We start from the raw sequence: 23,535 nt of genomic DNA, 5'->3' as shown, positions 1-23,535 counted from the left end.
TTATTTAAAAGATTAAGCTGTTTTTACTGTTTTTTTCTTTCTTCTTCCCCACCAGATCATAAAACCTGTCACCGGAAGTGAAGCACAGATAAGACTTACAATAAAAGCTATAATCTTCGTTGGAAGCCCTAAAATAGCCCCCACATGGATATCGTAATTGGCGCTCACCACCTTTTCTCCGAAATTTTTATCCTTTGGATCATGGGTATGTAACAATTCTCCTGAATTTTCATCAAAAATAAGACTACTGCTTTTGTGATAAGAATAGGACAGGTGTTTTACATAGACTTCAAAATTTGGATGCTCATGATCATCCATGTGTTCATGCCCAAGATCTATGGCAAAACCATTGGAGTCAGGGTATTTTTTTTCAACGGTACTGATGATCTTGTCCAGAGTAGTCTCGGTTCTCATTTCTATCGGAGCCTTTGTTTTGATATGAGAAAAATCCGGATACTGAGTTTCTCCACCGGAAAATACTACATAGATCATCGCCTGAACGACAAAGAATGCATAAAATAGTCCTGTGATTGAAAAGATAAGCGCGAAAATTGAAGCGTAAAAGCCAAGGACATTATGAAGGTCATAATTCTTTCTTTTCCAGCTTTTAATGTTTTTCCATTTAAAAGAGAAACGTTGTTTTCTTGCCGCTTTATTTTTAGGCCACCATAAAACAATCCCGGTAATGAGCATGATGATGAAAATAATAACCGGTATTCCTACTACATACGTTCCCCAGTCCTGCTTCAGAAGATAGCTCCAGTGTATCATTTTAACAATATTGAAAAACCCGTTTTTTTCATCATACACTCTGAGAACCTTTCCGGTATAAGGGTTTACATAAGCCTGTTTGTAGATAGGGAATTCATCAAAATAGTTCCAGGCATCCGTATTATGCTCATACCAGAAGAACATATAGGACATCTTTTTGTCGATAGGTACATTTACCCAATGGATTGGATATTTCTCTTTTACCTGTTCGGTAACAGCTTTTTCCATAGCTCTGATGGGAAGCACCTGCTTTTGCTCAATATTCTGTTCATGATGGTAGATTACATCCTTTCGGGTATAGTTTTCCACTTCATCCTTAAAGACATACAAAGCTCCTGTAACGGAGATAATAAAGATTAAAAATCCAATGACCAGCCCAAACCATAAATGGAGTTTAGCAGACCATTTTTTAAAGAATCCCGGTTTCTTTTTGTGATGATGATTTTTCTTCATATAACAATTAAAGTATCACAAAGATAGTCTTTACTTTTTATTTAGATTAATTAAAATTTGTATTCAAGAATCAGAGTTCCTCTCGTTCCCGGAGCATTCACAAATTCGCTATCTCTTGCTGACCACCATGCAATTGATGGCTGATACAGTTTGTTGAAAAAGTTTTCAATTCCCACTGACAGTTTCCAGTTTTTATTGATTTCACTGCCTATCTTTAGATTGAAGACTGTATAATCAGGAACAAATCCTTCTCCATATGTGTATTGTTTATTCGCCCCAAGTTCAAATCTGTTCTGTTGAAAAGAGTGAAGCATATCAATACCGATGAAAGCTTGTGGAATTGGTTTCACCTGCACATAAGCAAGGACTTTAGGTGCAGAAATTCTGCTGTTATTGATTTTAGCTGAATAATTTCCATTATCATCAGGAGAAGTAATTCCTTCCATCCAGCTATAGCTTCCTCCGAACTGAAGCCATTTAAGAGGGGTGAAGTGTAGAAAACCTTCCACTCCATAAATAATTTCCGGTGCTCTTTTAATGGTTAATGCTCTGTCTGCGCTCTGAACAAAAGTGGCTCCAAGCTTAGAGGTGCTCACATAAGACGTTAATTCATAATTCATCCAGCTTGAAACCTGTCCTGTAGCTCCCAGTTCGTAATTGTTTACGATAATAGGTTTTGTTTCAAGGTTTTTAATGGTCTCAGACGTTGAGGTTCTCAGAATTCTACCCAATTCATTGATAGAGTAGGCCTGTGAGAAACTTCCGAAAAGGTTGATGTAAGGTTCAATATTGTAGCGTAATCCAATACTTCCTACCAGTGCATTATAACTTAATTTTCCTCCTGCTACCGGAATACTAGGTGTAAATGTTCCATTGTTTTTAATAACAGAAAGTGTGTTGAAATCATCTACATTTACTTTGATATTTTCATATCGAAGCCCTCCTTTGATAGTTAATTTTTTAAACAGATCGATTTTTGCCAATAAGAAAGGGGCTATATTGGTCATATTCATGTTTGGAGTCCAGAAACGGCCATCTTCAAGTTTCTGTACCGTTTCATCGTTCAGGATATCAGCTCCGTAGATGATTTCTCCCTGCGAGTTTTGAGTATTCCAAAGCTGGGTATCAAGATTGAATCTTGCGCCTGCTTTTTTAGAAAGAACATTAGACTGTCCACCGTTGAAAAAGGTATCACTGTATCCATATACAGTTTTAAAATCCTGATAATAAAGGTTCACATTCAATGCTGTCCCCTTAAACAGGTTTTTATTATCATAACTTACCCTGATGTTATGATTTCTTGGTGTTCCCTGTGGTGTGGTTTCCAGGCTTTTTACCTGTCCTTCACCAATGGTAGGCTCAACACCATATATTCCTGTATGTAATCCCAGGTTCAGGTTTGATTTTGAAGAATATCCGATATAAGAGGCTTCAATTCTTTGGTTTTCATTGATGTCGTATCCTAACTTCAACATTCCGTTGTAGTTATCCATTTTTGCAGTGCTGTATGTTGGACTTAAATAAACTCTGTTGGCATCTTTCATGTAACCTGTTCTTTCGTAGGCCAGGGAAAGGGTATAGTCAAATTTATTGATCTTTCCGGATAGAAGCTGGCTGGCTCTCATTCCTAAAGTACCTCCTGAACGTTGCCCCGTGAAGCCAATCTGTGAAATCCCGGAAATAGTTTTATCGGTTTTATTTCTTTTTGTAATATAATTGATGATACCACCGTCTGCGCCGTTTCCATAGATTGAAGAAGCTCCTTTAATGACTTCAACCCTTTCAATGGCTGAGGGATCAATCACTCTTAGATCTCTTGCTCCGTTTCGAAGGGGAGTAGATTGAGGAATTCCGTCTATTAAGACTAGCACCTGGCGACCTCTTAATGTCTGGCCGGTGTTGGAAGTCTGGCCGGAATTCGTTCCTAAACTGGGAACGGTGTATTGCAGAATGCTCGTAATATCGGAATTAACTGTCAATTGAGACTGAATTTGCTTTTCTCCAACCACTGTGATCGAGCTGGGAACCTCTTTAATGCTCTCCTTTTTTCTGGAAGCCGTCATCACAACCTCATCCACATTTTGAGTTTGTAAAGTATCTTTTACCTGTCCAAAAACGATTGTAGTTCCCAGACTGGCAGCTGATAAAATTGCTTTTTTCATTATATTTTCTTTCCTTGTTTCTTTCTTTTCCCCCACCAGACCAAAAATCCGGTAACAGGGAGTGAGGTGCAGATAAGACCTGCGATAAACCAGATGATTTTTCCAAACAGTCCGAAATAAGATCCGGTGTGGACATCATAATTGGCATTCGCATATTTTTCTGCGGCTTTGAGTTTGTGATGAGGTTTATTGGCTAGTAGTTTTCCTGAATATTTATCGAAAGTAAGGAGGTTTCTTTCACTGAATCTTCCATCCTGACCATACACGGTGACCGGGAGATTTTTGAGCTCCTTTCCTTTTTTGTTTTTTCCATTTAAGGTAATTCTGAAACTGGATGATCCTGCATATAGTTTTTCGGTTTGTAAGGCTGTTATATCAAAAATATCAGACCTCTTTGCCATCAATGAGTCCGGGGATTTGATTTCCTTTTCTTTTGGCTGCTCCCAATAACCGGATATGGCAAGGTTAAAAGTATTTTTTACATAAGGATAGGCAAAGTAAATTCCTGTTACACTCATTATTAAGGCAATGAATGAGGCATAGAATCCCAATACATTGTGAAGGTCATAGTTTTTGCGTTTCCAGTTTTTTACATTTTTCCAGTTGAACCAGAAACGTCCTTTTCTGGCATTTTTATTTTTCGGCCACCATAAAATGATTCCAGTAATCAGCATAATGATAAAAAGAACAGTTGGAATTCCTATAGTGTACGGTCCCCATTCTGAGTTGAGAAGAAGTCCCCAGTGGATATACTTCAAAATATTGAATACATCATACTTTTCATTGTAAACAGCAAGAATTTTTCCGGTATACTGATTGACATAAACCTGCTTATTGATGAGAACCTGTTGAAAATAATTCCATCCTTTCTTACTCTTATCATAGTATAAAAAACGATAGGATTTACTTTTATCCAAAGAGATTTCAACTGAGCTTACAGGATATTTCTCGTTAAGCTCCAGACTTACTTTCTCACGAAGAATCTCGATGGATAAGGGTTTTTTATTGATCTCATTCGGTTTTACATAGATGGCTTCTTTACGAAGACAATTTTGTACTTCATCCTTAAAAATGTACAAAGTCCCTGTAAGAGAGACTATGAATACAATGATACCAACTGACAAACCAAACCACAAATGCAGTTTGGCAGACCATTTCTTCGTTGGAGAAATTTTCTTTTTATGATGTTGTTTTTTTCTCATAGTAAAAAGTTAACCCCATTTAGGGTTAACCTTTATTTAGTATTAAAATTTGTATCCTATTGATATTCTCCAGTTGCGTGGTGCATTGTAGATCCATGCATATTCACCTGCATCACCTCTATAACCACTGTAAAGTTTTTTGTTAAGAACATTGTTTAAAAGTAGGTTTACATCGAATTTTTTAGCTACATAAGAAATTCCGAAGTTAGTGTCAAAATAATCTGGAAGACTTTGATCTTTTGTTGCACTTACCCCAAACCAGGATTGTCTTCCTCCTTGATATTGATAACCTGCTGAAACTCCAAAACCTTTCATAAGTCCATTTTGGAATCTATAATTGATCCATGTATTCTGAACATTTTTCGCATTTCCCGGAGACTGTATTCCAATTCTTGTAGGATCAGTATCTTTAATAGTCTTTGCGTCTGTGTAAGCATAATTTACAATAATGTTCAATCCTTTGATGATCTCCCCTTTGATATCGGTTTCAAAACCTCTCGCTCTTTGTTCTCCGGTTGCAACCTGAAAAGGAGTTCCTCCGTTTTGCTCTTTAGGTCCGGCAACAAGGATGTTTTTTCTTCTGATTTCGTAAACTGCAAAAGTGGTGTTCCATTTTCCTCCGAACCAATCTTTCTTCAGTCCGAATTCAATATTTTGCCCTCTGAAAGGATCAGTGATCTGGGTATTGTTGATTCCTAATGCAGATTGCGGGATAAAAGTCTTATCAAAGATTCCATAAACAGAGAAATCGCTTAGAATAGAATAACTAACTCCTACTCTTGGTGTGAACTCTCCTGCTTTATTTCTAGGAACAACATTTCCTGGTGAATAATATGGATATCCGGCATAAGTAGTACCACTTGTGTATCTTCCTGCTAATGTTATTCTAAGTTTGTTGTTGAACATCTCGATCTGGTCCTGCGCATAATATGAAGTATATTTTACGCCTTCATCATCATAAAACGGAGCAGAAGGGTTTAAGGTATAAAAGTTTGAAGAAGGAAGTTTTGAAGGATCTACTCCATAATTTACATTATAAATGTCTATTGGAAATAATAAAGTTTCCTTGTCGTTTACAATTTTTGAATAGGAAGAAAAGTCTGCATTATATTTTCTGTCCCCATAATCAAATCCTGCAATTATTTTATGTACAATATTTCCTGTATTAAGGGTTCCTCTTACATAGGTCTGGAAGATATGATTTTTTCCCTTGGCTTGCCAGTTACTTAGTGTTCTGTTTAAAATATTTTTATTGTTCGGATCAAATGTTCCCCACCATGAACCACCGTCATAGTTCATATCCATATAAGCATACTGAGTACTCCAAACCCAGTCTTTAAATAGTTTTTGATCTAAACTTAAAAATAAACTTTGGTCTTTTACCTCTGTCTGTTTGAAGTTGGGATCATTGAAATTGGTATGTACATTTAGAGAAGCATACCCATCATTAGACATCAAATAAGCTCCAGGTTGATTGAATTTTAAATATTGATAATTGTACTGTGCTGTAAATGTTGTAGACTTTGTAGGTCTGAAAGTAATAGATGGAGCAACGATAATTTTGCTTGTTTTATCATTTTCCACCCAAGATTTATTAGAACTTCCCATTAAGTTGATACGGTAGTCTAAAACCCCATCCTTAACAAGAACTCCATCTAAGTCAGCTTCTCCTCTGAAAAGGTTGTAACTTCCTGTTGTGAAACGTACACTATTGGCAAATTTCCCAGTTGGTTTTTTTGTCACAACGTTATAGAATCCAGCTGGGTCTCCCATGGAACCCATAAATCCGGCAGGTCCTTTTACAAACTCTATTCTATCAATGATGGATGCATCAGGATTGATAGGACCCCATGTAGAAGAAACATTCATCCCGTTCATGAAAGTGGAAATACTGGCTCCTCTCATATAAACATTGGAATACACGTTATCCCAGTGTTCTACTTTTCTTGCTCCACTTACGTTACGAACAATTCCTTCTGACATATTCAATGTAATCTGGTCAGAAAGGACCTGTGAACTTACCGATTGTACATTTTGAGGAAGCTCCAAAATTGGGGTCTGAATTCTTAATGAACCCGAAACCTCATTCAATTTGTACTTCTGATAATATCTTCCATTAACAACTACTTCTTCAATATCGTTGGATTTGATGGTGTCTTTTTTTTCCTGTGCAAAACTTAACATAGATGTTAATAATGCAGCTCCTATTGTTATTCTTTTCATTGTTTATAAGGGTTACTGTAACAGTTTAGAATTTATAAGTGAAACTTCCTAATATGTTGGCGAGTGCCTGAGCATTGGCTATTGTATACCCGCTCCAATAATGTTCGTTCGTAAAGTTGTCTACCTTTACACCAATTCTGTATTTTTTAGTATCATAAAACGCATTAGCGTTCAGTACCAGATATTTTGGAAGGATGAACATACCCATGGTTGTAGAGTTCACAATCTTGTTGTTACTCGCATAGTTTCCTCCAACTCCGAATCCAAGACCTTTTAATTTTCCGTCAAGGAATTGATAGCTTGCATTGAAATTTACTAACCATGGAGATGATGCCGTAGCTGGTCTTCTTCCTATTACGGTTTCATCAGCTTCCGTGTACTTCATATCATTATAGCTTACTCCTGCAATTACAGAGAATTCTTTGATCAGGGAAACCTTCTCTCCCGGGTATTTGGACTCAGCAATTTTTACAAGTTTATCTAAGCTCAGTTTTTCATGATTTTGAGCTAAGGCTTCTTTGTTGTCTTCTAAAAGATGTTCAATTTCTTCATGAAAGATCAACGGTAAACCTGTTACACAGAGATACAGTAGAAAAACGGTACAGATAAGGCTTGTCCATTTATGCCAATTAAACCAGCGTTTAGCAGTTTTTAGCTTCATGAAGCAGTCAATATTTTTTGCAAATATATTGTTTTTAACTATTCTAAATAAATAATAATATTGATATTTGTCATAAAACTATTATATAATCAATAACGAAAAACCGCTCCGGCCAATGCCAGAGCGGTTTTTTAATAATATTGTTATTTATTTCTTATGCAGGAATTTCTCCTTTGTATAAGAATGAAATAATTTCTTTGTTCAATTTCTCTATCATTTCACTGAATAAGTGGAAAGATTCCTGTTTGTAAATCACAAGTGGATCTTTCTGCTCATAAACAGCTCCCTGAGAAGATCTTCTTAAATCATCCATCTCACGAAGGTGAAGTTTCCAGTTCTCATCAATAATAGATAAAGTGATGTTCTTTTCAAAATCATTGATTAAGCTTTCACACTGAGTATCATAAGCCTCTTTCAAATCAGCTACAATCGTCATTGTTTTGTGCCCGTCTGTGAAAGGAACCTGGATCATCTTAAACATTGAACCTTGATTCTGATATACATTCTCAATGATTGGGAATGATTTCTCTTTCAATAAGTTCAGTTTCATTGCGTAATCTTCCTGAGCCGCTTTGAATAAGATATTGGTAAGATCCGGAATGGTTTTATTATTAAAATCATTTGGAGAAACCGGAGATTCCATCGTAAATGTTTTAATGATTTCGTATTCAAAATCTTTATAATTTCCTGTAGCTTTTCCTTTCGCAACGATAGAATTTGCTACATCAAAAATCATGTTTGTGATGTCATATTTCAAGTGGTCTCCGAATAGAGCATTCTTTCTTCTCTTATAGATAACGTCACGTTGTTTGTTCATTACGTCATCATACTCAAGAAGTCTCTTTCTTGTTCCGAAGTTGTTCTCTTCCACTTTTTTCTGAGCTCTTTCGATAGACTTACTGATCATAGAGTGCTGAATAACTTCACCTTCTTTATGACCCATTCTGTCCATCATCTTAGCAATTCTCTCAGAACCGAACAAACGCATTAAGTTATCTTCAAGAGATACATAGAACTGAGAACTTCCAGGGTCTCCCTGACGTCCCGCTCTACCTCTTAACTGTCTGTCAACACGTCTTGAATCGTGTCTTTCTGTTCCGATAATGGCTAAACCTCCGGCTTCTTTTACTTCTTTAGAAAGCTTGATATCCGTACCACGACCAGCCATGTTCGTTGCAATCGTTACAACTCCTGGTTGTCCTGCACCTGCTACAATTTCCGCTTCTTTCTTATGAAGTTTCGCGTTCAGTACCTGGTGTGGAATTTTTCTTAATTGAAGTGCCTTTGATAATAATTGAGAGATTTCAACAGAAGTTGTACCTACCAAGACAGGTCTTCTTGCTGCTGTTAATTTTTCAATTTCTTCAATTACGGCATTATATTTTTCTCTGTTAGTTTTGAAAACTAAATCTTGTTTATCATCTCTTAAAATCACACGGTTGGTAGGAATTACCACTACGTCTAATTTGTAGATCTCCCAAAGTTCTCCAGCTTCAGTTTCGGCAGTACCCGTCATCCCCGCAAGTTTGTTGTACATACGGAAATAGTTCTGAAGGGTAACCGTTGCAAAAGTTTGAGTAGCAGCCTCAATCTTTACATTTTCTTTAGCTTCGATCGCCTGGTGAAGACCGTCAGAATAACGTCTTCCTTCCATGATACGACCAGTTTGCTCGTCAACGATTTTTACCTCACCATCAATTACTACATACTCATCATCCTTTTCAAATAATGTGTACGCCTTCAATAGCTGGCTCATCGTGTGAACTCTTTCAGATTTTTCAGCAAAATCACCGAAAAGTCTTTCTTTAGCTTCGAATTCTTCTTCTTTTGTCAGATTTTTAGCCTCTACTTCAGCGATTTCTGTTCCGATATCCGGAAGTACGAAGAAGTTGGGATCAGAATTTCCCTGAGACATGTATTCAACACCCTTATCTGTAAGGTCTACCTGATTGTTCTTTTCCTCGATTACGAAGTAAAGATCTTTATCTACAATCGGCATATCACGGTTGTTGTCCTGCATGTATTGTCCTTCAACCTTCTGAAGTAATGCTCTGTTTCCGCTTTCTGATAAGAATTTGATTAATTGTCTGTTTTTAGGAAGGCCTCTGTATGCCTGAAGCAATTTGAATCCTCCTTCTTTAGTGTTTCCTGCTGTGATTAATTTTTTCGCTTCATTGAAGATGGCAGAGACTGTTTTTTTCTGAACTTCAACGATTCTGTCGATAGAAGGCTTAAGAACATCGAATTCCTGTCTGTCTCCCTGAGGAACCGGACCTGAAATAATCAACGGTGTTCTTGCATCATCTACCAATACAGAGTCTACCTCATCCACAATGGCAAAGTTCAATTCTCTTTGTACCAATTCTGAAGGTGAGGTTACCATGTTATCTCTCAGATAATCGAAACCGAATTCATTGTTGGTTCCATAAGTAATATCTGAACCGTATGCTTTTCTTCTTCCGTCTGAGTTCGGCTGGTGATTATCGATACAATCGATAGACATTCCATGGAACTGATAAAGAGGACCCATCCAAGCGGAGTCCCTTTTAGCAAGGTAGTCATTCACGGTTACTACGTGAACTCCTCTTTCCGGAAGTGAATTTAAGTAAATAGGTAATGTTCCTACCAAAGTTTTACCTTCACCGGTTGCCATTTCGGCAATTTTACCACTGTGAAGAATAATACCTCCGATAAACTGAACATCATAGTGGACCATATCCCAAACTACTGGAGTTCCGGCTGCGTCCCATGAGTTTTTCCAAACAGCTTGGTCTCCCTGAATTTCAACAAAATCTTTCCCTGCAGCAGCCAGTTCTCTATCCCAATCACTTGCTGTTACACGAATTTCTCCGTTCTGTGCCCATCTTCTTGCCGTTTCTTTGATCAATGCAAAAGCTTCCGGAAGAACCTGGATAAGAACTTTCTCTTCAATTTCGTATGATTCTTTCTTTAAAGACTCAATTTTTGAGAAAAGAGCTTCTTTTTCATCAACGTTTGTTGAAGTCTTTATCTGCTCTTTAATCTGTTCTATTTGAGCTGTGATCTTGCTGGTAGCATCTTTAATACTTGCTTTAAACTCAGCAGTTTTTTGTCTCAGTCCATCATCCGACAATTGTTGGATGTTAGGCTCTACAGCCTTGATTTTTGTTACAACTTTTTTTACTTCTTTTAGGTCCTGCGCTTTTTTGTCTCCCAAAAACCCTTTAAGAACTTTGTTTAAAAAACTCATAAATTTTTTGCTTTATGCTTAATGCAAGATGCTTTAAGCGTTTTACACGCTAAGCGTGTAGTTAATATATAAAAAGGGCAAAAAAGCTCTAAGCACACAGCCTAAAGCTTATCGCTTTATTAATATTCGTCCTCGTTCCAAAGGAAATCCTCGTCTGTCGGATAGTCGCTCCAAACTTCTTCGATAGATTCATATATTTCTCCTTCGTCTTCAATAGCCTGAAGGTTTTCTACTACTTCCATAGGTGCACCAGTTCTGATTGCGTAGTCAATAAGCTCTGCTTTTGTCATTGGCCAAGGTGCGTCACTTAGATAGGAAGCTAATTCTAATGTCCAGTACATAATTTTCTAATTTTTTGCAAAAGTATAAAAATAGGTTGTATAATAAACTTTTTTATACTTGATTTTCAATTCTTTTTATAATTTTTTCTTATAAATGTCTGTCATCAACTGCATGGCAGGTATGTCAGTAATTTACTTATTGTCGTTTTCTCAAAAACCATTCCACAAATTTTTTTATGCCATTTTGGAAGTTTGTGTCAGGTTTATATCCTATTAAAGCCTTTGCTTTGGTAATGTCGGCATTGGTTTTTGTGACATCTCCGGGTTGCATTGGCAGAATTTTTCTGAAAGCTGTCATATTCAGGGTCTTTTCTATAGTGGCTACCATTTCCTTTAAAGTGATTACCTGGTTTTCTCCTAAATTAAGGATTTCATACACATTGGAATTGTTTTCCAGATATAAAACGGATTTGGTAATTCCGTCAATAATGTCATCAATATAAGTATAATCTCTGGCAGTAGTGCCGTCCCCATAGAAAGGAATTTCTACGCCTTCGGAAATAAGTTTTGTAAATTTATGGATGGCAAGGTCAGGACGCTGTCTTGGACCATAAACGGTAAAGAATCTAAGCTGGATCATATCAATATGATAAAGATGATGATAGGCGTGTCCCAGAATTTCTCCACACTTCTTAGTCGCTGCATAAGGAGAAATAGGATTGTCCACATTGTCTGTTTCAGCAAAAGGGACTTTTTCATTATTTCCATAAACGCTTGATGAAGAAGCGCAAATGAATTTTTTAATATTAAAATCTCTACACAATTCCCAAAGATTCATAGTCCCTCGGACATTTACTTCTTCGTATTCCAAAGGTCTTTCAATAGAGGGGCGAACACCTGCCAATGCTGCCAGATGAATCACCATATCAATAGAGTGGTTTCTGAAAATGTTTTCAAGACCCTCTTTATCTCTGATATCCTGATAGTAAAGGGAATATTGATCAGAATGGGAAAGTGAAGCCAGATATTGAATATCAGCCTTTTTATCAGAGAATTCAAAATCCGAAATTTTGTCGATAGACTCTAAAGTATTTTTAATTTTTATCTGATAGCTGTAAAAATCATCAAAATTGTCAACGTTTATGACAGAATGTCCATTTCTTAATAATCGTTCGACTAAATGGGAGCCAATAAAGCCGCTGCCGCCTGTTATAAGATAAATCATCAGTGGGTTTTTATGAATACAAAAATATAAATTTTACTATTTGAAAAATATAATCATTAAATTTACTTAAAAAAGTAATATAAATATAATATGCAGTTTCAAGGGCAAATTTTAAAAATGATAAGCTACGATGCCAAACCCATTCAATATTATCTGAATCTTTCAGGAGATCTGATCCATGTTAATGAGTTGTTTGGGAAGGAATTGAGCATTAAACATGTAGGGTTTCAATGTGTAAACTGTGGCGAAAATAAACCTATTTATAGAATGGGATTCTGTAAAAACTGTTTTTTTGAAAGCCCGTATGCCAGTGACACAATCATTCGCCCGGAGCTTTCGACAGCCCATTTAGGAGTGGCAGAACGTAATTTGGAAATTGAAAAAGAAATTCAGCTTCAGCCTCACACCGTCTATCTGGCCTATACAGGAGATGTAAAAGTAGGAGTAACCAGAAATACCCAGATTCCTACCAGGTGGATCGATCAGGGTGCTACTTTTGCGTTGCCTATTGCAAGAACTGAGAACCGTTATGAAGCGGGAATGATAGAGGTTGCCCTAAAAGAACACCTTGCAGATAAAACAAACTGGAGAAAGATGCTTCAGGATGACTTTGAAGGAGAGATAGACCTTGCTGACTTCAGACAAAAGATTAAAGAACATTTTCCTGCGGATTTCCAGAAGTTCTACAGTGAAGGTGAAGAACTATGGAGATTTGATTATCCATTTGAGAAACCTGAGAAAGTAACTTCATTTACATTAGATAAAAAACCGGAATTTACCGGAAAGCTTACCGGTGTAAAAGGACAGTATCTGGGGTTTGAAGGTGGAAATTTTATAAATGTAAGAGGACATGAAGGATACGTAATAGAGCTGGAAATCAAAAATTAATTTTATTAAAAAATCTTCAACCAAATCACAATATGAAAAAATGGGTTAAAAGACTACTAATCAGTTTCGGAATTCTGGCAGGACTACTTCTTGCGGCGAATTTCGGACTAAATTTCTGGCTTAAAACCCAACTTCCTGAATACATTAAAAAAAATACAGACTATAAGGTTTCCTATAAAAGTTTGGATGTAGATCTTAGCACGGGAAATATTCTGGTAACAGGAATCTCAGTTAATAGTAAAGATCCCCAAAACACCAATGTTATTGGTCTTCAGGGAACTATAGATACATTAAAGGTCAGTCGTTTTGGAATCTATGATGCCATTTTTAATAAAACAATAAGCTCTTCCGATTTGTTGTTGGCAAAACCTAATCTTAATGTCATTTTAGCAAAACCTGTTGACCAGAAAACAGAAAAAAAAAGAAAACCGTTCTTATTTGAGAATATCAGAATCAATGAAGGGAAAGTGGCTGTTTTTAAGCATAGTAAACAGAAATTTTTATCCGTAGAGCAGCTTGATTTGTCCGTAGAAAATCTACAGATGACTGAAGAGTCTGTAGAAGATAAGCTTCCTGTTGTTTTTGACCGATACAGCGTTAAAGGACGAAATTTCTTTTTCAGACCGGATAATGTATACGCTATTACGATTCATTCCATCAATACAACAAATGGACAAATGTCGGTTGAAAGCTTTAAGCTGATTCCGCTGTTGTCTTTTACTCAGTTTAAAAAGTTTTATCCTCAAAAAACTCAGCTTTTCGAATTCACTATTCCAAAAATGGAATTTAAAGATGTGGTCTTAAATAAAAATAAAGTTGCTCTTGCAGGTGCAGATTTTCAAAGTCCCGTTTTTACAGTCTATAATACCGGTGTAAAAAATGCTAAAAAGGAAAAGAAGAAATCCAATTTTGAGGTTAATCTGGAGAATATAAAGCTTAAAAATGCTGTGGCTCAGATTAATAAGTCTGATGGAAGCAGGCTTTTATCTGCCGGAAACCTGAATCTGAATATCAATCAATTGGTGTTCAATAAGAGTACTTCAGAACAGGTGATTCCGATTGGATATAAAGATTTTACATTCTCCGGAAAGAATATTGTGTATACGGACCATCAGAATATGGCCATTGGAAGTGTCGCTTTGAAACCGACTAACGGAGAAATGATTGATCTTTCATTGACCCCAGGGCCTCAGCCCAATGGGAAAACGACGGTGGATTTGAAAACCAGCCATATTGCTTTTAATATAAATAAACTGGAATTTATTAATAAAAAGCTGAATCTTGATCTGAAAAATGTTCTCGTTGAAAACGCTAACGGAATTATAAAGGCAGGAGAAAATAAACCCGGGAAAAGTACAAACCCAGGAATCATACAGTCTGTTATCGTAAGAAAAGTATCTTTAAAGAACTCAAATCTTACTTATGATAAAGGAAAAGAGCCATTAGTATTTCATGATTTGAATGCTACTGTGAATGGTATCGAAATCGGTCCGAAAGCAAATAACCAAGGACTTTCTTTTAATGTAAAAGATTATTTTCTGACCACCCGTAATTTTGCTTATAAAACTCAGTTTTATAATATCAGTCTGGGACTTTTAAAGCTGAATAAGAATAAAGTCCAGATCAATAATTTTGCGATGAAGCCTCTCGTTTCGAGAAATCAGTTTATCAAAATGATCCCTGTAGAAAGAGATCTGTATGATTTAAAGATGGGTCAGATCTCTGCTGAGGGAAATTGGGATCTGTTTTCAGGTCATAAATTCATTAATGCCTCACATGTTTTGATCCAGTCTGCGGATGCTAATATTTTCAGAAGTAAAATACCTAAGGACGATCCGAAAATAAAAGCATTGTATTCCAAAATGCTTCGGTCTATTAAAATTCCTATGAATATCAATACTCTGGATCTGAAGAACTCAGTTTTGGTATATGAAGAAGATACTCCGGAAAGTATGGGACCTGGGAAGCTTATATTCAGTAATTTTAATATGAACGTTAAAAATCTGAATTCTGCTAAGGCAAAAGGAAAACCTACCAAGGTGGATATTAAGATTAATTGTTCTTTTATGAATCTTTCACCACTGTCTGTAAACTGGGGCTTTGATGTAGCAGATCAGCATGATACATTTACCATTTCCGGGAAGACATCGAACCTTCCGGTGAGTGGTATCAATCCATTTATCCGGCCTTATCTGCATATAACAGCTACTGCAGGAACTATTCAGGAAATGCTATTCAATTTTAAAGGAAATCCTGCAGGACTGCACGGAACATTTAATTTAAAGCACAAAGACCTGAAGATTGCTGTCCTGAACAAAAATAACCATGAGAAAAAAGGCTTTTTAACAGCCGTTGCGAATGTTTTCTTGAAATCAAACTCTGGGAATTATCCGGAAGCAGTAACGGTGGAAAATGTGGAACGTGATCCTACGAAGTCCTTCTTTAACCTTTTCTGGAAGGGAATTGAACAAGGACTTAAAAAGACTCTTATTGGAAAGAATGTAGAAAAAACAGAACAAAAAGTAAAGAATGCTGTTTCTTCAGTGAAGGAAATGAAGCAGTCTGTAAAGGATATTAAAGAGGATATAAAACAGAAAAAAAATACACCTCAACCTCTGGAAGAAAAAAAAGAGAAGAAGGGCTTTTTAAATGGTATTTTTAAAAAGAAAGATAATTCTGAGGAGAAATAATTTTTTAAACCATTGAGAGGTAATATAATAACGAACTGATTGTACCAATAAGGACGAAATCAATTTTATATTAATTAAAATAGCCTTAATGGTTTAAAAAATTAATATTGGGTGGATGGGGCTAAAAATTGAGCTCATCACTTTCCAAAACAGGAATATTTCTCAGGAATTCATCAAACTTTTCACCAGGATAATTGCTGTCCGCTCCATAAGAATCGATAATCATTCCGCGGTTTCCGGCACTATCCTTTATAACGTACAATACGGCATTATCATCAGGATTGCTGTCTCCTTCGAAACGGTAAGTCTTTATAATAATCAATTCAGTAGGCTGATAAATTCTTTCAGAGTTTTCAAACTTCATTTCACAGCTTTCGTTCATTCTGAACTCCCTTTGGATTCCTCTTTCAGAGAGTTTTTGCATGACTTGGCTCAGGGTGGTCATTTGGTCTATGTTTTCTGGATTTTCCATAATACTATTTTTGTTGATAAGTACAATAATTAAACCATTGCTTTTCTAAAGATAAGAAAAATAATGGATTATAATTTTCTTAAAAACAGAGCTTAATGTTAACAAAATTTATAATTTACAAAGATGAAATAGGTATACTTTTTGCAATACCCAAAACAATAAATCAGAGAAAATATGAAAAAAGAGGTTGGAGTTTTACTGGCAGGAGGAGTTGGTCTTTTGGCAGTATTAAGCTTAATAAGTATCAAAAAAATATTGACTAAAAAAGATAAAAAATATAGTGATTCCTATTCGGATTATCACAGACACTTTGATGAAAAGAACCACGACGATGAAACACACGGAGTGGAATTTTACGCGCTGAAGTAGTAAAAAAATATATTAAATTATGTTTAAATCCAACGCTTTTGAAAGTGTTGGATTTTTTTGTGGAAAACTTTAATGTTAAAGTTCATTATTTTATAAAAAATCCATTCTAATTTTACATCAGAATGTCAAACGAAAATTTCATAAAAGGTCAGGGAGCTCAGCGGAACGTTATCAACCGTTTCGACAGGTATACTTATGAACCTGAAGATGAAGATTTCGAAACCGTGAAGACTTCTTTTACTGAAGTGTTTCCAAAAACTATTGTGAATCAGGTAAAAAGCGAGGATCTCCCTATGGAATATTCCATGAATCCTTATCAGGGTTGTGAGCATGGCTGCTCCTATTGTTTTGCCAGACCTACCCATGAATACTGGGGCTATAGTGCCGGAATTGATTTTGAGAGAAAGATCATGGTGAAGAAAAATGCCCCTGAATTGCTGGAGAAATTTTTTCAAAAAAGAGGCTATAAAGCAGCTCCTATTTTACTCTCCGGAAACACAGATTGCTATCAGCCTGCTGAAAGGCAATTTGAAATCACCAGAAAGCTCCTGCAGGTTTGCCTTGATTACAGACATCCTGTCAATATTCTGACAAAAAATGCATTGGTATTGAGGGATTTGGATCTTCTTAAACCGATGGCGGAGCAGAATCTTGTTTCTGTTTCTCTGAGTATTCCAACCATTAATGAAGAGCTGAGACGAAAAATGGAGCCAAGGACAAGTTCTGCCCCAAATAAATTAAAAGCAATTGAAATCCTGTCCGAAAATAAGATCCCTGTTCATGTTATGGTAGCGCCTATTATTCCTGGGCTGAACAGTGATGAGCCTTTATCTATTTTAAAGTCAATCTCTGATGCCGGTGCACTTGGATTCGGATATACATTGGTGAGATTGAATGATACGGTGGAACCTGTTTTTGTTAATTGGATTGAAACACATTTTCCTGATAGAGCTCAGAAAGTCCTGAACCTGATCCGCTCTATGCGAGGCGGAAAGCTGGGAGATAAAAGATATTTTGAAAGGCAGAGAGGAGAGGGGAATATTGCAGAAATGATTCATACGACCTTTAAAATAGGAAGAAAAAAGTTTTTTGAAGGCAAAGAGTTTCCCAAATTATCAACGGCCAATTTTACCGGAACTAAAGATCAGCAACTGAGACTGTTTGATTAAATATATAAAAAAATGCTCCCAAAGGAGCATTTTTGTTTTTAGTAAATAATAGGCTGTTCTCCATCAGGACAGATGAATTCTAACCTGCATAGCGCTTTATACTGTATTCCGTCACTACACACATAAAAACATTCTCCATTATAAGGGAAGCTTATTCCTCCGGAAATGGTTTTTAATTTGCCTTTACTTAATTTTTCTAAATTTTTCATATAATTTGATTTTGGTTTAAATAAAGATATGAAAATTTACTTAAGTATTTGTTTTTGAGTTTTTTATTTCCTTGTTGTTACTGGATGCTTAACAATAAGAATACCGTTTCAAGAGAAACGGTATTCTTTCATTTTGATAGTGAATCTTACATTTCCTCAGTGGTAACTGGGCATTTAAAATCATCAGTACAGGCTGCACAAATGATAGTACCGCTACAATAATACATGCAATATTCAATAACGGGAACATTAGCTCCTCCGGAAATACCTTTCAATTGGTCTTTTCTTAGTTTTTTTAAATTTTTCATATATATTTAATTAAAAATTTGATAGTAATGTAAAGTTATATAAAATATTTTTAATCAATAATAAAAAATCGGCTGCCTCATTTTGAGACAGCCGATTTATTTATCGCTATATAATTATTATTTCTTAATCAAGCCTAATTCTATCAGTCTTTCATGTAAGAATTCTCCTGCTGTAGTGTCTTCGTATAACTTTGGATTGTTTTCGTCTACACAGTTGTCAAGAGCATTTAATGACATGGCACTGATAGGATGCATAAAGAAAGGAATTGAAAATCTTGAAGTGCTCCATAATTCTCTTGGTGGGTTTACCACTCTGTGAATTGTAGATTTCAGTTTGTTATTGGTATGTCTAGATAACATATCTCCAACGTTGATCATCAGTTCGTCCGGCTCTGCAATCGCATCGATCCATTCTCCGTTGTGGTTCTGAACCTGAAGGCCTTTCCCCTGTGCTCCCATTAAAAGAGTGATAAGGTTGATATCACCATGGGCAGCTGCTCTTACAGCATCATCCGGTTCTTCAGTGATTGGTGGGTAGTGAATAGGTCTTAAGATGGAGTTTCCTTCAGCGATTTTATCGTCAAAATAGAACTCATCTAGGCCAAGGTGCAATGATAATGCTCTTAGAACATATTGTCCTGTTTTTTCAAGCATTTGGAAGGCTTCTTTACCTACCTCGTTGAATTTCGGAAGTTCATCAACGATTACATTGTCTGGATACTCTGCTTTGTATTTTGAATCATCAGACAGATACTGTCCAAAGTGCCAAAACTCTTTTAAGTCTCCTTTTTTGAAACCTTTTGCAGTTTCTTTACCGAATCCTACATACCCTCTCTGGCCACCAATTCCTGGAATCTCATACTTCTGTTTCGTTTCCACTGGTTGGTCAAAAAAGTTTTTTACCTCTCCATATAAATCTTCTACAAGGTTGTCATCAAGAAAGTGGCCTTTTAAGGCTACAAAACCAATTTCTTCATAAGCTTTTCCGATTTCATTTACAAATTTCTGTTTGCGTTCCGGGTTACCCGAAAGGAAATCACGCAGGTCTACACTAGGTATTTTATCCATTTTTAGAAATTTACGAATAGCAAAATTACATTTTTTTTAAATTAAATGATTTTAAAATCATTATTTATAAGTTAAATTTGCTGTATGAAAAAATATTCTTCTAAGAGAAGTATCCAAATACTTGCACATCTTCTTCAGCAGTACGGTATTGCAGACGTTGTCATTTCTCCGGGATCAAGGAATGCTCCTTTAGCGATTCATTTTTCAGAAATAGATAATTTCAACTGTTACAGTATTGTAGATGAGAGAAGTGCTGCCTTTGTGGCGATGGGTATGGCTAAGAGTGAGAAAAAACCAGTAGCCATTACTTGTACCAGCGGATCAGCAGTGGTTAATTATTATCCTGCGGTTACAGAAGCTTTTTACCAGAATATTCCGCTGTTGGTGTTAACAGCTGACAGGCCAACGGATTTTATTGATATTTTTGATGGGCAGACCATCAGGCAGAAGGATGTTTTTCATCAGCATTCTTACGGAGACTTCCAATTGCTGGAAGACAGCAAGGAGAATGCAGAAGATATTAATTTTGATACTATTAAAAAGGCGGTTGAGCTTTGCTTTGAAAAGCAGGGACCAGTACATATCAATATTCCTTTGGAAGAGCCATTATATGAACTGGTATCGGAGCTTCCAACTTTCCCGACGGTTGAAAAGACCATCAAACATAAAGATTACGAGATTCCATCCAATCTGATTGCAGAATGGCATACCTCCCAAAGAATTATGTTGTTGGTGGGAACAAGGGATTACAGTCCTGAATTGGAGAATCAATTAACGCAACTGGTTAAAAATCATTCTGTTGTTGTGCTAAGTGAAGCGAATTCCAACCTTTATCATGAGAAGTTTTTCAGACATATAGACCGTTACATCTTTAATTTTACGGAAGAAGACTATAAAACCTATGCTCCGGATCTGTTGATCACTGTAGGACAGAATGTAGTTTCCAAAAAAGTAAAACAATTCCTAAGGAGTGCAAGACCAAAACAGCACTGGCATCTGGATGAGGTTTGGCAGCCGGACACTTATTTCTCTTTAACAGAGAAAATAGAGGTGAAACCGGAAGTATTCTTTTCTAAATTATTAAAGTTCATTAATCTGGAACCAAGACCTTATTTCAATCTTTGGGATGTGCTGAGAGATAAAAAAGATGCCAAGCACCAGCAGTTTTTAAACACCGTTGAGTTCTCTGATTTCTATTTTTTCAATAAAGCATCACAGACAGTTCCTGAAAACTATAATATCCATTTTACAAACTCTTCGGCAATTAGATATGCACAGCTGTTCGATTTCGGTAAAAGAAAAATGTACTGTAACAGAGGAACCAGTGGAATTGATGGCTCAACATCTACGGCAATGGGATTTGCAATTAAAAATGCCAATCCTACTTTATTGATTACCGGTGATTTAAGTTTCTTTTATGACATCAATGGGCTTTGGAACCAATATATTCCTCCTTTTGTGCGCATTATGATCTTTAATAACGGAGAAGGGAATATCTTTAAAATCATTCCTGGACCCGGAAATGCCAACCCAAATACGTTGGATGAATTTATTGCCACTAAGCACCGTAAAAATGCAGAACATTTGGCTAAGCATTTTGGATTCTCCTATATTAAAGTGGAGGATGAACTGACATTGGATCGGGTATTAGAGAATTTCTTCAAACCTGATGCACAGCCGAAAATCCTGGAAGTGAATACTTACGGGAAAAACAGTGCAGATGTGCAGAAAGCTTACTTTAATTTTATGAAAGAAAACTAAAGATCAAGATATTCTTCATTCCCAGGCAGATTCATAATTCTGTCGATGGGATAGATAAACATATCATCAAAATCATTTAAGGCGTTGATGAGTTGAAAGTGGCTGAATTGCTTTATATTTTGTAAGGTAATTTCAGCCTCTTTTATTTTTTTATGTTTTAAGAGATGCTGTCTTTGTACCCCATTCAAAAGGAAAGAATTAGGAGTAAACCAGTCTTTACCTTTCAAAAATAGAAGGTTGGAAAAAGAAGTATCTGTGATATGATTATTCCTAACGATAATGATCTCTTCAGCTTTGGATTTCATTTTCATTTTATCTAGCTCCTTACGGTCTTCAAATTTGAAAGAGTAATCATAGCTGTTGTTTTCCACCAGCTGGAAATCCTGAATTTCAGGAATAGCATAAGGGATCATTTGGGTTCGGATCCTTTTATCGAGATCGTAAGAGATTCTCAACTTGAAAAGTCCGTCTTCATCATGCTCCAGGTTTTTGTAGATCTTAGCAAGGTCAATAGACTCTTCTTTCCCAAAGTGGGAAAATGTTTGATTGACACGTTTTTGATGGAGTTCCAACAGATAAATCTTCTGATCTTCTACCTTAATGCTTTCAATGAATTGGGACATAGATTTTATTTTTCATTTCCTGATATTCGTCTTCTAATTTACTCATGTGCGTTATACCGCCTCCGCTTTTGAAATAGAGTTTATCACCTTCTTTTTCAATAAAACGTATCATCACGCAACTGTCGACATTTTTACCGTCAAACCAGCCGCAAACTCCTGTATAGTATCCTCTGTCATATCCTTCTGCTTCCAGAATGATTTCCAGTGTTTTGGGTTTTGGTGCCCCCAAAATAGATCCTGCAGGAAGAAGTTTCTGCATAGTGCTTCCTACTTTTCCGTCAAACTCGGGTTTCAATATTCCTGAAATTTCAGAACTCATGGCATATAAGTCCTTTTGCCGGGTTTTAATGAAATCAATATGCTGAAACTGGTCTACCCCTACATCATCTGCTACCATGCTGAGGTCATTTCGGAGTAAATCTACTACCGTATAATGTTCTGCTTTTTCCTTTCGGTCATTCTTAAGGATTTCTGCCGCATTTTCTATGGAGGCGTCAATAGTACCTTTCATAGGATAAGTCAGGATTTTTCCGTCAATGATCTTCACAAAAGTTTCAGGAGAAAAAAATACAAAAAAATCTTTATAAAAAACCTTGTACTTTGCATCCGAGTGATAAAAAATTTCTTCAAGGCTTAAATTGGTCTCAATTTCAGTTTTTCGGGTGTAATTTACCAAATAGGAATTTCCGAGACGAATATTTTTCTGAACTTTATCAAAACCTGTTTTAAAGCTTTCCAGAGCCTCCGGAAAGGATTTCCATTCTATTTTTTTATCTAATATAGAGTTCTTTTTTGTGTTTGAAAACGTTTGAAAATCAATCAGTAAGCCTGATTTTTCAATTTCATTTTCCCGGTAGATTTCAACATTCTCTGAAAGAAAATCGATAACAAAGAAATAGGGAACCTTCTGAAGAGAAAGCTCGTCCATTTCCATAAATTTTTGATGATTCACTGAAAACATTCGGCAAAAATAATTATTGATGTTTACTTTTGCATAAAAATTTTATGATGCAGAGCAAATATCCTCAGAAACCAGGACTTGAATTTATATTGAAGCAGGCTTTTTTTTACTGGAATAAGACACTGGTTTTTCAGCTGATGTTTTCAATGATCTTTTTTGGAATATTCCTTACCTCTCTGTTTTTCTTTGGAGAGAAATACGGAATATGGGAACAAAATCAGGTATTGGCAAAAGCGTTGAATGAAGGGACAAAAGCTTATATGGAAAAAATTGCAGAATTAAGCGCTACTGAGGGATATCAGATGTTTACCCTTGCCATCTGGGCGACAACCGCATTTCTTTACCCTTTGAACCTCGGAATGTTTCAGATCTTCAGAAAAATCGACCTTAATGAGAAAATTGAGCTGGGAGATTTGTTTGTTGGGTATAACGGAATTAACTTTTTTAAATATCTTGGGTATTATCTCTTCTGGTTCATGATCTACAGACTTACTATTCCTACAGTTCTTCTGGCTGTAATATGGGTTGCAGTGACAATATTTGTAGCTCCATTGATGTTTTTTACAAATAAAAGGATATTTGAAGCCATTTCTTTAAACTTTAAAGCACTCAGAATGTATTTTGTAGAAATCATGGTGTGTATTTTCGTTGCTCTTTTATTTAAATATCTTGGATTCAGCTTGTTTTTAATAGGGGGGCTTTTCACATTTCCTTTCTGGAATGCCATGATCTATTCATTATATAAAACAGTATTTTCAGAGAAAAGTTAAAATTCAACTGAGTTTAATATGTTTTTTTATCAAAAAAAGT

General features: G+C 36.1%; 20 protein-coding genes. 6 read left to right on the top strand and 14 right to left on the bottom strand.

Annotation, left to right across the window (positions count from 1 at the left end; genetic code table 11):
• Positions 1–12: 12 nt before the first annotated feature.
• The 8 genes from DRF65_RS17485 to DRF65_RS17450 all read right to left on the bottom strand — a co-directional run bounded on the left by DRF65_RS17485 (position 13) and on the right by DRF65_RS17450 (position 12,207).
• On the bottom strand, positions 13–1,224 hold the full coding sequence (locus tag DRF65_RS17485; protein WP_115972039.1) for a PepSY-associated TM helix domain-containing protein: 1,212 nt from the start codon (positions 1,222–1,224) through the stop codon (positions 13–15).
• A gap of 50 nt (positions 1,225–1,274) precedes the next feature.
• Positions 1,275–3,386 (bottom strand): TonB-dependent receptor, encoded by a 2,112-nt coding sequence (locus tag DRF65_RS17480; protein ID WP_115972109.1) that lies wholly within the window; start codon positions 3,384–3,386, stop codon positions 1,275–1,277.
• Positions 3,386–4,588: a PepSY-associated TM helix domain-containing protein gene (locus DRF65_RS17475; protein WP_115972038.1), complete on the bottom strand. Its 1,203-nt coding sequence runs from the start codon at positions 4,586–4,588 to the stop codon at positions 3,386–3,388. The genes DRF65_RS17480 and DRF65_RS17475 overlap by 1 nt, the downstream gene beginning before the upstream one ends.
• Before the next feature lie 42 nt (positions 4,589–4,630).
• Positions 4,631–6,811: a TonB-dependent siderophore receptor gene (locus tag DRF65_RS17470; RefSeq protein ID WP_115972037.1), complete on the bottom strand. Its 2,181-nt coding sequence runs from the start codon at positions 6,809–6,811 to the stop codon at positions 4,631–4,633.
• A 25-nt stretch (positions 6,812–6,836) separates the two neighbouring features.
• Positions 6,837–7,472: a TonB-dependent receptor domain-containing protein gene (locus DRF65_RS28905; protein WP_165852257.1), complete on the bottom strand. Its 636-nt coding sequence runs from the start codon at positions 7,470–7,472 to the stop codon at positions 6,837–6,839.
• Positions 7,473–7,626: 154 nt separating this feature from the next.
• Entirely contained in the window at positions 7,627–10,701 is a 3,075-nt protein-coding gene (secA, locus tag DRF65_RS17460; protein WP_115972036.1) for a preprotein translocase subunit SecA, read from the bottom strand.
• 119 nt (positions 10,702–10,820) lie between these two features.
• Entirely contained in the window at positions 10,821–11,042 is a 222-nt protein-coding gene (locus DRF65_RS17455; RefSeq protein ID WP_002662059.1) for a DUF2795 domain-containing protein, read from the bottom strand.
• A gap of 136 nt (positions 11,043–11,178) precedes the next feature.
• Positions 11,179–12,207 carry a GDP-mannose 4,6-dehydratase gene (locus DRF65_RS17450; RefSeq protein WP_115972035.1) on the bottom strand — a complete coding sequence of 343 codons (1,029 nt, stop codon included), beginning with the start codon at positions 12,205–12,207 and terminating at the stop codon, positions 11,179–11,181.
• Between the two features lie 90 nt (positions 12,208–12,297).
• Between DRF65_RS17450 and DRF65_RS17445 the strand changes: the two genes are divergently transcribed.
• On the top strand, positions 12,298–13,095 hold the full coding sequence (locus DRF65_RS17445) for a DUF2797 domain-containing protein (protein WP_115972034.1): 798 nt from the start codon (positions 12,298–12,300) through the stop codon (positions 13,093–13,095).
• A 32-nt stretch (positions 13,096–13,127) separates the two neighbouring features.
• On the top strand, positions 13,128–15,785 hold the full coding sequence (locus tag DRF65_RS17440; RefSeq protein WP_115972033.1) for an AsmA family protein: 2,658 nt from the start codon (positions 13,128–13,130) through the stop codon (positions 15,783–15,785).
• 121 nt (positions 15,786–15,906) lie between these two features.
• On the opposite strand, the gene DRF65_RS17435 is transcribed toward DRF65_RS17440, so the two are convergent.
• Entirely contained in the window at positions 15,907–16,257 is a 351-nt protein-coding gene (locus DRF65_RS17435) for a hypothetical protein (RefSeq protein ID WP_115972032.1), read from the bottom strand.
• Positions 16,258–16,431: 174 nt separating this feature from the next.
• Between DRF65_RS17435 and DRF65_RS17430 the strand changes: the two genes are divergently transcribed.
• Together DRF65_RS17430 and DRF65_RS17425 are read left to right on the top strand one after the other, a co-directional pair.
• Positions 16,432–16,626 (top strand): hypothetical protein, encoded by a 195-nt coding sequence (locus DRF65_RS17430; RefSeq protein WP_066691102.1) that lies wholly within the window; start codon positions 16,432–16,434, stop codon positions 16,624–16,626.
• A gap of 122 nt (positions 16,627–16,748) precedes the next feature.
• Positions 16,749–17,795 (top strand): PA0069 family radical SAM protein, encoded by a 1,047-nt coding sequence (locus DRF65_RS17425; protein ID WP_115972031.1) that lies wholly within the window; start codon positions 16,749–16,751, stop codon positions 17,793–17,795.
• 38 nt (positions 17,796–17,833) lie between these two features.
• Here the strand turns inward: DRF65_RS17425 and DRF65_RS28535 are convergent, their stop codons facing one another.
• The 3 genes from DRF65_RS28535 to DRF65_RS17420 form a co-directional block, all read right to left on the bottom strand.
• A complete protein-coding gene (locus DRF65_RS28535) occupies positions 17,834–18,004 on the bottom strand; it encodes a bacteriocin-like protein (protein ID WP_165852256.1) in 171 nt (56 codons plus the stop codon).
• A gap of 146 nt (positions 18,005–18,150) precedes the next feature.
• The gene (locus DRF65_RS28530; protein WP_165852255.1) at positions 18,151–18,312 is read right to left on the bottom strand and encodes a bacteriocin-like protein; all 162 of its coding nucleotides are present in this window, start codon (positions 18,310–18,312) and stop codon (positions 18,151–18,153) included.
• 117 nt (positions 18,313–18,429) lie between these two features.
• On the bottom strand, positions 18,430–19,380 hold the full coding sequence (locus DRF65_RS17420) for an isopenicillin N synthase family dioxygenase (RefSeq protein ID WP_115972030.1): 951 nt from the start codon (positions 19,378–19,380) through the stop codon (positions 18,430–18,432).
• 84 nt (positions 19,381–19,464) lie between these two features.
• On the opposite strand from DRF65_RS17420, the gene menD reads away from it, so the two are divergent.
• Positions 19,465–21,141, top strand: a complete 1,677-nt coding sequence (gene menD / locus DRF65_RS17415; protein ID WP_115972029.1) for a 2-succinyl-5-enolpyruvyl-6-hydroxy-3-cyclohexene-1-carboxylic-acid synthase — start codon at positions 19,465–19,467, stop codon at positions 21,139–21,141.
• On the opposite strand, the gene DRF65_RS17410 is transcribed toward menD, so the two are convergent.
• Both DRF65_RS17410 and DRF65_RS17405 read right to left on the bottom strand, forming a co-directional pair.
• Positions 21,138–21,764, bottom strand: coding sequence for an aminotransferase class IV (locus tag DRF65_RS17410; RefSeq protein WP_115972028.1), 627 nt, complete (start codon positions 21,762–21,764; stop codon positions 21,138–21,140). The two genes, menD and DRF65_RS17410, sit on opposite strands and share 4 nt — an antisense overlap.
• Entirely contained in the window at positions 21,748–22,725 is a 978-nt protein-coding gene (locus DRF65_RS17405; protein ID WP_115972027.1) for an aminodeoxychorismate synthase component I, read from the bottom strand. Before DRF65_RS17405 ends, DRF65_RS17410 begins: the two co-directional genes overlap by 17 nt.
• 44 nt (positions 22,726–22,769) lie before the next feature.
• Here DRF65_RS17405 and DRF65_RS17400 point away from each other — a divergent pair, with 44 nt between their 5' ends.
• Positions 22,770–23,495 (top strand): hypothetical protein, encoded by a 726-nt coding sequence (locus tag DRF65_RS17400; RefSeq protein ID WP_115972026.1) that lies wholly within the window; start codon positions 22,770–22,772, stop codon positions 23,493–23,495.
• Positions 23,496–23,535: the final 40 nt, after the last annotated feature.

The organism is Chryseobacterium pennae (assembly GCF_003385515.1).
GTDB classification, from domain to species: domain Bacteria; phylum Bacteroidota; class Bacteroidia; order Flavobacteriales; family Weeksellaceae; genus Chryseobacterium; species Chryseobacterium pennae.
The sequence above is the reverse complement of the archived record's forward strand: the minus strand, read 5'-3'. Positions and strand labels throughout refer to the sequence as shown.